Origin of the sequence: Halobacillus sp. B23F22_5 (genome assembly GCF_043497085.1) — a bacterium.
GTDB lineage: Bacteria > Bacillota > Bacilli > Bacillales > Halobacillaceae > Thalassobacillus.
In genome coordinates this window covers 80055-93379 of the sequence record NZ_JBIEKI010000002.1, presented here as the reverse complement: position 1 = coordinate 93379, position 13325 = coordinate 80055, and the positions used below count along the sequence as shown (strand labels likewise).

Annotated in this window: 12 protein-coding genes; 1 reads left to right on the top strand and 11 read right to left on the bottom strand. The window is 42.8% G+C overall.

What is annotated here, in order from left to right; genetic code table 11:
• Positions 1-4: 4 nt before the first annotated feature.
• From ACGTN9_RS03760 to gpr, 11 genes are all read right to left on the bottom strand, one after another.
• Positions 5-757, bottom strand: coding sequence for a 16S rRNA (uracil(1498)-N(3))-methyltransferase (locus ACGTN9_RS03760; protein ID WP_499590699.1), 753 nt, complete (start codon positions 755-757; stop codon positions 5-7).
• Positions 758-778: 21 nt separating this feature from the next.
• Positions 779-1714 (bottom strand): 50S ribosomal protein L11 methyltransferase, encoded by a 936-nt coding sequence (gene prmA, locus ACGTN9_RS03755; protein ID WP_499590697.1) that lies wholly within the window; start codon positions 1712-1714, stop codon positions 779-781.
• A gap of 105 nt (positions 1715-1819) precedes the next feature.
• Positions 1820-2953, bottom strand: a complete 1134-nt coding sequence (gene dnaJ, locus ACGTN9_RS03750; protein WP_499590695.1) for a molecular chaperone DnaJ — start codon at positions 2951-2953, stop codon at positions 1820-1822.
• Positions 2954-3099: 146 nt separating this feature from the next.
• Complete coding sequence (dnaK, locus tag ACGTN9_RS03745; protein WP_499590693.1) at positions 3100-4932, bottom strand: molecular chaperone DnaK; 1833 nt, start codon at positions 4930-4932, stop codon at positions 3100-3102.
• 96 nt (positions 4933-5028) lie between these two features.
• The gene (gene grpE, locus ACGTN9_RS03740) at positions 5029-5583 is read right to left on the bottom strand and encodes a nucleotide exchange factor GrpE (protein WP_499590691.1); all 555 of its coding nucleotides are present in this window, start codon (positions 5581-5583) and stop codon (positions 5029-5031) included.
• Between the two features lie 127 nt (positions 5584-5710).
• The gene (gene hrcA, locus ACGTN9_RS03735) at positions 5711-6742 is read right to left on the bottom strand and encodes a heat-inducible transcriptional repressor HrcA (RefSeq protein WP_499590689.1); all 1032 of its coding nucleotides are present in this window, start codon (positions 6740-6742) and stop codon (positions 5711-5713) included.
• A gap of 99 nt (positions 6743-6841) precedes the next feature.
• On the bottom strand, positions 6842-7990 hold the full coding sequence (gene hemW / locus ACGTN9_RS03730; RefSeq protein ID WP_499591275.1) for a radical SAM family heme chaperone HemW: 1149 nt from the start codon (positions 7988-7990) through the stop codon (positions 6842-6844).
• Positions 7991-8050: 60 nt separating this feature from the next.
• Entirely contained in the window at positions 8051-9868 is a 1818-nt protein-coding gene (gene lepA / locus ACGTN9_RS03725; protein ID WP_499590687.1) for a translation elongation factor 4, read from the bottom strand.
• Between the two features lie 240 nt (positions 9869-10108).
• Complete coding sequence (locus tag ACGTN9_RS03720) at positions 10109-10453, bottom strand: DUF3679 domain-containing protein (protein ID WP_499590685.1); 345 nt, start codon at positions 10451-10453, stop codon at positions 10109-10111.
• A gap of 19 nt (positions 10454-10472) precedes the next feature.
• Positions 10473-11630: a stage II sporulation protein P gene (gene spoIIP / locus ACGTN9_RS03715; protein WP_499590683.1), complete on the bottom strand. Its 1158-nt coding sequence runs from the start codon at positions 11628-11630 to the stop codon at positions 10473-10475.
• A 93-nt stretch (positions 11631-11723) separates the two neighbouring features.
• Positions 11724-12818: a GPR endopeptidase gene (gene gpr, locus ACGTN9_RS03710; protein ID WP_499590681.1), complete on the bottom strand. Its 1095-nt coding sequence runs from the start codon at positions 12816-12818 to the stop codon at positions 11724-11726.
• A gap of 162 nt (positions 12819-12980) precedes the next feature.
• On the opposite strand from gpr, the gene rpsT reads away from it, so the two are divergent.
• Complete coding sequence (rpsT, locus tag ACGTN9_RS03705; protein ID WP_028783274.1) at positions 12981-13241, top strand: 30S ribosomal protein S20; 261 nt, start codon at positions 12981-12983, stop codon at positions 13239-13241.
• Positions 13242-13325 lie beyond the last annotated feature (84 nt).

The following is a 13325-nucleotide window of genomic DNA, read 5'->3' as shown; positions in this document are numbered from 1 at the left end:
TTCATCACCTCAATTCTTCAAGATGATACGAAATACTTGCTAGCAAATAAAGCGGTGCTGTTTCCATCCGTAAAATCCTTGGACCTAGTCGCACCGAATGAAAACCGGCTTCTGAAAGCTTCATTGCTTCTGATTCGGAAAAACCACCCTCCGGACCGATGACCGCCAAGAGAGTTTCACCAGGCTCCATCCTTCCGACTAAATTCGACAGTGACTTATATTCATCCCGCTTTGCCTCATCCTCATAAGCAAACAGTTTCCACGTATACTGTTCACTGGTCTGAATCAGTTTGTCCAAACCATGAAGGGGTTCAATTACCGGCACCTTGTTACGGTGGCATTGTTCGCTAGCTTCTTTCGCAATTTTTTCCAGGCGCGAAATTTTTTTATCCGCCTTTTTTTTATCCCATTTTACTACAGATCGTTCTGCTTGATAAGGGATGAACCGTGAAGCACCTAATTCTGACCCTTTTTGTACAACAGTTTCTAACTTATCACCCTTGCCAAGTGATTGGACTATGGTGATTTCAATAGGAAGTTCAACATTTTCTTCCATCCATTCTACCAACCTGCAGTACACAGCCTCTTTCTCAACACTGACAATTTGACATCGTGCAGCTTTGCCACTTGGATGATTACAGATAATTTCATCATCGGGGGACATACGCATAACCCGTCCGATATGATGAACATCTTCCCCATGGATGATTACCTTATCGCCATGCCAGTTATCTGCTTCTACAAAATATCGCTGCATATCAAGCACCTGCTTTACCCGCTATTTCTTTGCAATTATACAAATCCAATCTTCCATTTGGTTCACTTCGATTATTTCAAACCCGGCCTGAGTCAAATTCTGCTTTACGTCTTCTTTCTTGCCTTGAATAATCCCCGAGGTTATGAAATAGCCGCCTTTTTTCAATAGATGATAGGCATCCTCTGTGAACCCGACAATAATCTCAGCGAGAATATTCGAGACAATCAAATCTGCAGTTTCATCGACACCTTTTAATAAATCATTCTGGCGTGAGGTTATGCGATCGTCCACCCTGTTCAACTTGGCGTTATTCTCTGTGCTTGTAACAGCAATGTCATCCAGATCAAATGCAGACACCCTGGAGGCGCCAAGCAACACCGAGGCTACACTTAGAATTCCTGAACCCGAACCAACATCCAATACATGATCATCTTTCTTAATAAAACGTTCGATTGCCTGGATACTTAGTACGGTTGTTGGATGGGTACCTGTACCAAACGCCATACCGGGGTCCATCTCAATGATGACTTCGTCACTGGATACCGGTTGATAGTCCTCCCAAGTAGGAATAATCGTGACTTTATCTGAAATTTTCACAGGCTTATAATATTTTTTCCACTCATTCGCCCAATCTTCTTCATTCACTTCAGAAAGCGTAACTTCATTATTGCCCAGCTGGATATCATAAGCAGCCAAATTGTTAACTGACTGTTTAATTTCATCAATGGTTTCACTTAGAAAACTGTTAACAGGAAGATAAGCTTTTACATATACACCTTCGGATGGATAATCCTCAGGGTCTAAATCATACAGCTCGCCAAACCCGGCTCGGCGTTCTTTCTCCATATCCTGTGGATCTTCGATGACTACCCCACTGGCTCCTGCCTCATGCAGAATATTGGAAACTGGTTCCACTGCTTCATTTGTAGTATGGATACAAATTTCTGACCATTTCATCCCAATCAACTCTTTTCCAGTCGTTTTAAATATAATATTGTAATCCTACACATATTTAGAGGCTGAATCAAAATAGATGTCTCTGATTTTGACCAGCCTCTCCCCTTACTCGCCCTTGAACGCTCGCTTCATTTTTTGAAAAAAGTTGCCATGCTGTTCATCTGTTGCTTCATTACCGCTTATATCATTAAACTCCCTGAGCAGCTCTTTCTGTCTCTCGGTCAGGTTCTGCGGAGTCACAACACGGATCTTGACATGTTGGTCTCCATGGCCGCCTCCTCTGACATTAGGAGCACCTTTCCCTTTCAGACGGAATGTCTTGCCTGTCTGTGTGCCTGCTGGTACTTTCAGCTTCACTTTACCATGCACAGTCGGCACTTCCAATTCGTCCCCAAGAGCAGCTTGTGCGAAAGTAACAGGCATTTCACAGAAGATATGGTCGCCATCACGTTCGAAGAACTCATGTGACTGGACACGTACGACAACAAAAAGATCACCTGCAGGTCCTCCGTTGGCGCCCGCTTCCCCTTGTCCTGCAATCCGAATTTGCATCCCTTCGTCAATTCCCGCTGGAATGCTGACGTGGATTTTCTTACGTTTTGTCACTTTACCGGATCCGCCACAAGTATTACATTTGTCTTTGACAATCTTGCCGCTCCCCTGGCAATAATGACATACACGACGGTTGACCACTCGACCGAATGGTGTATTCTGCTCTTCGTTCAGCTGACCGCTCCCCTGACAGTGATGACAAGTCTCAGGGGTAGTCCCTGGCTTGGCACCTGAACCATCACAAGTTTCACATTCTTCCTCTTTCGGGATTTCAATATCTGTTTCTTTACCGAAGATGGCTTCTTCGAATCCAAGCGTCATTGTATATTGTAAATCGGCACCTTTACGCGGCGCGTTTGGATCACGTCTTCTACCGCCGCCACCGCCGAAGAACATATCGAATATATCGCCGAATCCACCGAAGTCTTCAGCGCCTCCACCGAAACCGCCAAAGCCTCCTTGACCTTGGGCACCGGCATGACCAAATTGGTCGTATTGTGCACGTTTTTGCTGATCACTTAATACTTCATAAGCTTCTTTTACTTCTTTGAACTTATCCGCAGCATCCGGTTCCTCACTTACGTCCGGATGGTACTTGCGGGCAAGTTTTCTGTAACTTTTTTTGATTTCGTCCTTGGAAGCCCCTTTGTCGACTCCAAGCACGTCATAGTAGTCTCGTTTACTCACTTGACGATCACTCTCCCGGCACTATTGCATAAAGTTAATAATAACATTGGTACAAAGCTATTTTCAAATCTTCTTCCTTAACTTTCGCTTACGTGAAAAAAGTCAAAGCCAAGGGATTCCTGACTTTGACTTTTAACTTGACTTACTTACTTTTTGTCGTCTTCTTCATTGACTTCTTCATAATCAGCATCGACTACATCGTCTTCGCTGCCTTCACCTTGTGCTTCCTGCTGAGCTTGAGCTTGCTGTGCTGCTTGCTCATACACTTTTGCTGAAAGATTTTGAACGTGTTCCTGAAGCGCTTCTTTCTTTTCTTTGATTTTCTCAAGATCTTCGCCTTCCAGCGCTTCTTTTAATTCATCTTTAGCAGTTTCTGCTTGTTGCTTTTCATCCTCAGAAACTTGTTCGCCTAAATCTTTTAAGGTCTTTTCAGTAGTAAAGATCATTTGATCCGCCTCATTGCGAAGCTCTACTTCTTCACGGCGTTTCTTATCTGCTTCCGCATTTTCTTCTGCTTCCTGGACCATCTTTTCTACTTCTTCGTCAGAAAGGCCAGAAGAAGATTTAATAGTAATGGACTGCTCTTTATTTGTACCCATATCTTTCGCACGGACATTAACGATACCATTAGCATCGATATCAAAAGATACTTCGATTTGAGGTACGCCACGTGGTGCTGGCGGGATGTCCGTCAATTGGAAACGACCAAGCGTCTTGTTGTCCTGGGCCATTTCACGCTCCCCTTGCAGTACATGGATATCAACGGCAGTCTGGTTGTCTGCTGCAGTTGAGAATACTTGGGAGTGGCTTGTTGGAATTGTTGTGTTCCGTTCAATAAGTTTAGTAGTTACGCCACCCATTGTTTCGATGCCAAGTGATAGTGGAGTAACATCCAGAAGGACAACATCTTTAACGTCCCCTTGCAGGACTCCACCTTGAATAGAAGCACCAAGAGCTACAACTTCATCAGGGTTAACTCCTTTAGATGGTTCTTTTCCAACCTCTTTTTTCAATGCTTCCTGTACAGCTGGAATACGCGTGGAACCACCGACTAAGATAACTTTATCAATTTCGCTGGAAGAAAGACCAGCGTCTTTTAGCGCTTGACGAGTCGGTTTCATAGAGCGCTCAATTAGATCAGAAGAAAGCTCTTCGAATTTAGCACGTGTCAATGTCATTTCCAGGTGCAATGGACCAGCTTCACCTGCTGTGATAAACGGCAGGGAAATCTGAGTTTGAGCAACACCAGAAAGATCCTTCTTCGCTTTTTCAGCAGCATCTTTCAAACGTTGTTTAGCCATTTTATCCTGGGAAAGGTCAATACCATTTTCTTTCTTGAATTCTGCTACCATATGATCGATGATTACCTGGTCAAAGTCGTCACCACCAAGACGGTTGTCACCAGCAGTAGATACAACTTCAAATGTACCGTCGCCAATATCGAGGATAGAAACGTCGAAAGTACCGCCACCAAGGTCGTAAACAAGGATTGTCTGGTCCTGGTCTTCTTTATCGATACCATAGGCAAGTGCTGCAGCAGTCGGCTCGTTGATGATACGTTCTACTTCGATGCCAGCGATTTTACCTGCATCTTTAGTAGCCTGACGTTCTGCATCGTTGAAATATGCCGGTACGGTAATGACAGCTTTGTCTACCGTTTCACCAAGGTAATCTTCTGCATATCCTTTAATATATTGCAGGATGATTGCAGAGATTTCTTGTGGTGTATATTCTTTCCCTTCCACTTCAACTTTATGGTCAGTACCCATATAACGTTTAATGGAAAGAATTGTGTTCGGGTTAGTAATCGCCTGACGCTTAGCAACTTCACCCACTTGACGCTCACCATTTTTAAAAGCGACAGCAGAAGGTGTTGTACGGTTACCTTCCGGATTTGGAATTACTTTTGATTCGCCGCCTTCCATTACAGCGACACAAGAGTTTGTTGTACCTAAGTCAATACCAATGATTTTACCCATTGCAAAATTCCTCCTTATAGCTCTACTATGTTGGATATATTAGTGGAACTCCCTGGTATACGGAGTTTGTTTATCCTGCTTTTCAAATCACCCGGGCTATTGATTCACTTTGACCATCGCCGGACGGATGACACGATCTTTCAACTTGTAACCCTTTTGCATTTCTTCAATAACTACATTGGATTCATAGTTTTCATCATTATCCTGCATCACTGCTTGATGGAGGTGAGGATCAAACTCTTCACCCTCAGCTTTTATTTCTTCTACTCCCTCTTTTTCCAGTGCTGCTTTGAATTGCTGGTAGACCATTTTCATACCATCTATGAAACCTTTAGCAGCATCACCTTCGACGTCCACTTTCAACGCGCGGTCAAAGTTATCCAGCACCGGTACCAGTTCGGTGACCAAGTCCTGGGATTTATATTTACGATCCGCTTCCCGTTCTTTCATCGTACGTCTGCGGAAATTATCATAATCTGCTTGTAGTCGAAGCAAACGATTATTAAGTTCATCATATTCTTGCTTTAAATTTTCCAGCTCATTATCTTCGGACTGTTCTTCCTCGAGAACTTCCTGTTCCAATTCTTCTTCTGTCGCTGTTTCTTCAGCATCTGTAATGATTTCTTGTTCTTGCTGGTTGTCTTTTGACATTCCGACACCCCCTCTAGTTCTATTCACCGTTAAGACTATAACACTTTTATAGCCTGGACAAAAGTAAAAGGACAAAAATAAGGGATGGGAAGAGAAGCTGCCCATCTTCATCCATTCTTACCCTTATTTATTCACCTTGATACCAGGAGTTAAAGGTATCTGTCATTTCAGATGATAATACATTCATCAGCTTGATGACACGGTTATATTCCATCCTGGTGGGACCCAGTAAAGCAATGGTCCCAATTTGATCATCACCCAAGGCATAACTTGCTGTAATTAAACTGCAGTCCTGCATGGCGTCTACCTCATTCTCATGGCCTATTTTCACGTGTATACCCGGATGCTCGCTGCGAAGCAAGTGTACAATCTCACTTTCCTTCTCCATCATGGCATACAAAGATCTAACTTTTTCTAAATCTTTGAACTCTGGCTGCATGAGAATATTGGTTTTTCCACCAACATATAATTTCGCAGGCTGTTCATTAAGCAAAGCCGCTTGCAGGTACTGGAATGCCTGTTCATAATTCCTCGTGTGGGTTTTCAGCAAGTCTCCCACTTCATTAAAAATCTTTTCATGCAGCTGTACTAACGGCACTCCGTACAAACGGTCATTTAATATATTCACCATCTTTTCCAGGTCATTTGCCTCAATTTCCTGAGGAATATTGAATGCCCGGTGCTCGACATGGCCAGTATTCGTCACTAGGATCGCTACAGCTGTCTGAGGAGTCAATGGTACTATCTGAAGCTGTTTCAACTTCGTTTCGAACACCTCAGGTCCGAGGATGATTGATGTGTAATTCGTCAAATCGGAAAGTATCCCTGCCGACTTTTGAACCACTCTTTCAAACTCAAGCATCTGATCCCGAAAAGTTTCCTGAATAGAACGTATTTCTTTATTTGAAAGACGGAAAGGAGATAACAGATGATCTACATAGAAGCGATACCCTTTTTCAGAAGGAACCCTGCCTGAAGAAGAGTGTGTCTTTTCAATCAGCCCCATCTCTTCCAGATCCGCCATCTCGTTTCGGATTGTTGCGGAACTGAATGTGACTTCGCCTTTCTTAGAAATGGAACGGGAACCCACGGGTTGTGCCGTTTGGATGAATTCATCAATAATCACTTGCAGTACCAGTAATTGCCTCTCTGTCAACATGATGATCACCTCTGTTAGCACTCTTGTCTGTTGAGTGCTAAATCTAATATTAAATTATCAAATGCGTTTTCCAATGTCAACGACTTTACCTTGATTTTTTCATATATCTTTATCTTCTAATAAAAACTCCTGAAATACCTCATTACCAAGGATGCGGCCTTTTTCCGTCAAAGCGATTTTATCCGTTGTTTTTGTGAGCAGATCGCGTTCCTGCAAATTAGGTATTGCATCTCCGAATATCTGCTCGATTTTTTTTCCGAATTTAAATTCGAACCTGTGCATGTCCACTCCCTCTGTCTTCCGAAGCCCCAGAAACATTTCTTCTTCCATTCGTTCTTTTATGCCGATAGGCTCCTCATGAAGCACAGGCCTGCCATTGTCTGTTGCTTGCCTGATATAAGCAGGAAGAGGACGAAGGTTCACAATCCGCCTTCCAGGCAAATATCCATGAGCACCTGCACCGAATCCGTAATAAAATTCATTATTCCAATAAGTAAGGTTGTGCCTGCTCTCATATCCCGGTTCAGCAAAGTTGCTAATTTCGTACTGATGCTTGCCGTTCGCAGTCATTTTATCTTGCAGCAACTCATACATCGCTGCTTCTGATTCCTCTGGAGGCTTGCTTAATTTGCCCTTTTTATAGCGTTGATAAAACACTGTCTTCGGCTCGATTTGTAATGAATAGGAAGAATAATGCGGAAGGTCGAACTCCAGTGCCTCATCTACAGTCTGTTCAAATTGTTTTACAGTTTGTCCCGGGAGTGCATAGATCAAATCGATGCTAATGTTAGTCAAACCTATGCTCAAAAGACGTTCGATATTAGTATAGACATCTTTCACTTTATGAAGACGCCCAATCTTTTCAAGCATGTCATCATCGAATACCTGCACACCTAAAGAGATCCGGTTGACACCGAAGGCTTTCAACATTTTGACTTTTTCTTCGTCAAGGTCACCCGGATTCGCCTCAAATGTGTATTCTCTGCACGATTCTATATCATGGTAGCGATCGATGATAAAAAGAAGCTTTTTCAACTGGGCCTGCGAGAGAGCTGTCGGCGTGCCGCCTCCAACAAAAATAGTATCTGGTGTGATTTTTTCCTTTAAAACATAATGTTGCATTTCCTTCTCTAATGCATTCAGATAATCATCTGCCAGCTTTTCATTATAGAAAAACTTTGTGAAGTCACAGTAATGACAGATTTGCTGACAAAAGGGAATATGAATATATACAGATGGTATCTGCATCGGTTTACCGCCTTTCATAACGAAAACCGCAAGAAAAGCTTCCTGCGGTTTTTCGGCTTATTAATTATCGTCGTCATCCATTTCCAGCACGGACATGAAGGCTTCCTGTGGCACTTCTACAGAACCGACCATCTTCATCCGTTTCTTACCTTCTTTTTGCTTTTCTAACAGCTTACGTTTACGGGATATATCTCCCCCATAACATTTCGATAATACGTTCTTTCTCATGGCTTTGATGGTAGAACGAGCCACTACTTTGTTGCCGATCGTCGCCTGTACTGGTACCTCAAATTGCTGTCTTGGAATGAGATTCTTCAGCTTTTCAACGATTTGCTTTCCTCGCTCGTACGCAAAGTCCTTATGGACAATGAAGGAAAGTGCATCAATGGTATCTCCATTTAATAGGATATCCATTTTTACAAGGTTGGATTCCTTGTACCCGATTAACTCATAATCAAAGGAAGCATACCCTTTAGTTTTGGACTTAAGCGCGTCGAAGAAATCATAAACGATTTCTGATAAAGGAATTTCATAGACGACATTGACCCGATTTTCATCCAGGTATTGCATGTCTTTGAAATCACCACGTTTCTTCTGACAAATCTCCATAACCGGCCCGACATAATCATTCGGCACCATAATTGTCGCTTTAACGAACGGTTCCCGTACTTCCTGAATTTTTTGGTTATCTGGCATCATTGAAGGGTTATCGACTTGTATCTCACTTCCATCTGTCAATGCTACCTGGTAAATAACACTTGGAGCAGTGGTGATCAGGTCAATACCGAATTCCCTTTCGATTCGCTCCTGGATGATTTCCATATGAAGCATACCCAGGAACCCAGTCCGGAACCCGAACCCTAGTGCTTGTGAGGTTTCTGCTTCATATTGTAAAGAGGAATCATTCAATTCCAGACGCTCCAGCGCTTCACGAAGATCATTGTACCGATTGGCATCCACAGGATACATCCCACAGAAAACCATTGGATTGAGCCGTTTATATCCAGGCAGAGGTTCAGCAGCCTGCTTGTTGGCAAGTGTGATCGTATCACCTACCTGACTGTCTCCTACATTTTTAATCGAAGCGGTCAAATAACCGACATCCCCGACTGTCAATTCATCTAGTGGAGCTGGTTTCGGCTTAAAAACACCTACTTCATTCACTTCAAACTCTTTTCCTGTAGCCATCATTTTGATTTTATCGCCGACTTTGACAGACCCTTCCTTTATACATACATAGGCGATGACACCACGGTACGGGTCATATAAGGAATCGAATATTAGTGCTTTCAGCGGCTCTTCGACATTACCTTCAGGCGCTGGAATATCACTCACGATTCTTTGTAAAATCTCATCTATACCTTTTCCATCCTTAGCAGAAGCAAGGATAGCATCAGAGGCATCAATACCTATCACATCTTCGATTTCCTGTTTAACCCGCTCAGGGTCTGCACTAGGCAGATCGATTTTGTTAATGACAGGAATGATTTCGAGATCGTTCTCCAATGCTAAATAAACATTCGCCAATGTCTGGGCTTCTATGCCCTGGGCAGCATCCACGACCAGGATGGCACCTTCACAGGCGGCTAGACTACGCGAGACTTCATAAGTGAAGTCGACGTGCCCTGGTGTATCTATTAAATGAAAGATATAGTCTTCATCGTCTTGTTTATAATTCAGTTGTACAGCATTCAATTTTATCGTAATTCCCCGTTCCCGCTCCAAATCCATGGCATCAAGGAATTGCTCTTTCATTTCACGCTGCGTCAACGCTTTAGTTTTTTCTAATATCCGATCAGCTAAAGTCGATTTTCCATGATCAATGTGAGCAATGATCGAAAAATTCCTCACACGCTGTTGTCTTTGATTACTTGCCAATTACAATCCACTCCTACTATTTTTACGAACGATAACTAGCATAGATTATAGCAATAGCCAAGCGATTATTCAATCATCAAAAGCGGAAGTCCACGGTAAGTGGCATGGTAACCGGAATAATTAAGAAGAGATATTGGAAACACGTAGGCGTAACGATTTTCCACTTCGCCACCTTTAGAATAATTTATAATTTCTCAAATAATAAAGCAGCCCATCAAATGGACTGCTTTATGTATGCATTCAGAATAATGGCTCCACAATATTGGCTGCTGCGGTTATTACCACATCGTATATTTTGGAAACACCCCCACCCAACAATTCTGCCAGTTGAACACTGGAATGGGCAGCTTGATCTTTATAAAGATTAATCTTCGCTTCCACATTTTGCTGTTCAACCGGTATTCCCATTACAGTTACATCATATTTATCCTGGCCTGTCTGTTCCACGGACAACGCTTCTTTTAGGTGGTCAGTCGTATAACCCCTTGTCTGAATGACGCCTTCACTAGCCTGGTTGATGCCAAATAGAGCACCACCTAAAAACAGTACGATCATCATACAAATGAAAAGAAGATATTTTAACACTACGACCACCTCCTGTTATTTAGTCGCCTGAAACTTTTTCTGCATTCCAGTAATAATCACTGAAAATTTCCGCTACTGCATCCGCAGTCCGATAAACTTCTTCCAGGCTATTTTCATGTCCCCCAAATTCAACGAGTATCGCATTTTCAGAGAGATCCTGATTGTATTTACCATCTACTCCATTCCCTTTCTTTTTGATGACACCTCGACTTAAACCAGGATATTTTTCTTGAAGCATGTCATGGAGATCAGCTGCCAGCCTTGCATTCTTTTCAAAGGAGGGATGTTCCGCCCCAATAACAAAAATCGTTTTCGCATATGTTTCTCCATTGATATCCGTAGTGGTAATATCTCTTGGTACTGCGTCACGATGAAGATCGAATATATACTGAACATCCTGACTTGACCCCATCACTTCCGATACTAGCGCTCGAGAGGCATCGTAGGGTGCCATGTCTTTATCCCTGGCATATTGAGTGACATCTTGTGTAAGTACTTCAGCACCAATTCCATTTGCTTCCAAAGACTTTGCCAGTCGGTCACTAACTTTCGTGATATTTACTTCATCATGGTATGCATGCTCTGTCCCTTTTGCTAAATGAGGAAGAAAAGATTCACGGTTATGGGTGTTGTAAATAAGTACTACATCTCGCCCGCCAGTTGATGGGGCATCTCCTTCTCTGGATGGATCTTCCATGGGTTCTTCATCTTCCGTATCGACTGCTTCTCTATCTTCAAGAACGACATCAAGTGGTGGATGCGACTCTACCGGTAAATTGGTATAATCTGTACCTTCACCCGCCACAAGAATTTCTCCATGATAGGTATCAAGCCCGGGTAATTCCCTTCCCAACAGACTTCGCGGGTCGTTCGGTGTCAAACTTGTAGCCAGATGAAAACCCATAGTCGACAAGTTTGGGGGAGTTATATTTTCAGGATATGCTGCTTCGAATAATCTGTTTTCCATGCTGAATAAGTAGAGAAAAGAAGGTCCTTCGATTTGACTGGTCCAACCTTGGATTGTCTCAGAATAGATGCGATAAGTAGGCTTCACACTGGTCAATGCCCCGATAATCAACAATAATGCAAGCATTGCTCCTACCAGGGATCCAGCCCGTTTTGATAGCCTATTGAATTTATAATACTGGAATGGCGGCTGTCGTCTTATTTTTTTCATCGTCCCAATCCCTTCATGACCTTAAGGCTGTTTACTAAAGTCTATGAAGAGACAACCAAAATAGAACATTACTCTATCAACTTTCTATCAACACTACCTCGTAAAGGATTGTGCTTCATCTCCTTTAACTCTTTCATGAAGAGCTGCATTGATTCCCGAGGCTATCACATGCGCCATATCTTTCATGAATCCATCTACTTCCTTAGGGGTTACCATCAGGTTGTGACCGATCGGAGATAATACTTCCTCTATCAATTGGCGTTTCTCATGCGTTTCCAGGCCGCCTACCATCCCAAGAATAGCTTTCCGTTGATCCAGGTCAGGCAAATCCTCTTCACGTAATGTCTTCTCGCCAAAAGTCATCCGCGCGGGCGTGAGAGATTTAGATGGGTCATCTTTCTCGCGCCACTCCCTGCCCATATGCTTCAACAGGTAATCAATGGTATCATTCGTAATCGTAACAGCATCCACAACGGTCGGAACCCCAACTGCTATTACCGGGATGTTCAACGTCGATTTACTCAATTCTTTTCTTTTGTTCCCTACTCCTGATCCTGGATGGATACCTGTATCTGATAATTGGATGGTAGCATTGATACGGTCAATGGACCTTGAGGCCAACGCATCGATTGCAATCACAAAGTCTGGCTTTGTTTTTTCCAGTACTCCCAAAATGATATCGCTCGTTTCGACTCCAGTAACCCCCATTACCCCTGGAGTGATTGCTGCCACAGGTCGATAGCCTTCCGCAACTGTTTCCGGATGTAATTTAAATAAGTGGGTGGTTACCATAACTTTCTCCATAGCCATTGGTCCTAACGCATCAGGAGTGACATTATGATTCCCGAGTCCGACCACCATACACGTCTGTCCTGCTTTTATATCATTCAGTTTAAACAATTCTCCAAGCTGCTCTGCCAGTACGACCGAGAGCCGCTTTTGCATATCAGTATCCTGGTTTCGTATGGCTTTGGATTCAAGGGTAATGTAGTTTCCCGCCTTTTTACCGAGTCTTTCTTCCGCAGCTTCATCGATGGTGACATATGTAACCTTTATGTCATCAACGGTTTTCTCTTCTACCTCTACGCCTTTAGGAGATTGCTCTTGCTGTTCATCCTCGACATACATATCTCTAGCTTCGATTGCAAGGTCCGTACGTACGGTGAATTTGATATTGTTATCACCCATAAACCTGCCTCCTTTTTGCTATCTAGCTTGAAGCAGGTTCAAGAATTTTATACCTTTTCTTTTCCTACAATGATAAACCTATTGAAAACTAGTGATGGCTTTGGTAAAATGACTCTTGTTCGATATGAATGAGTCTTATGTTTTTACCTAGGAGGTGAAATCATGCCAAACATTAAATCCGCAGTTAAACGTGTTCGTACAACTAATGACCGTCGCGCTCAAAACCTTGTATACAAAGGGGACATGCGTACAGCAGTTAAGCGTGTGGAAAAATTAGTAGCAAACAATGATGCAGAAGGTGCGAAGAGCGCTTTACAAACTGCAACGAAAAACATTGATAAAGCCGTTCAAAAAGGGATTGTCCACCAAAATAACGGTAACCGTCAAAAATCTCGCCTAGCTAAAAAAGTAAACAGCCTGTAGGCTTGCTTTTTTTATGACCAACAAGCGACTCTTGCCAGGGTCGTTTTCATTTTGCAAGAAAATAATGGCTTAGCTCAAAAAAAG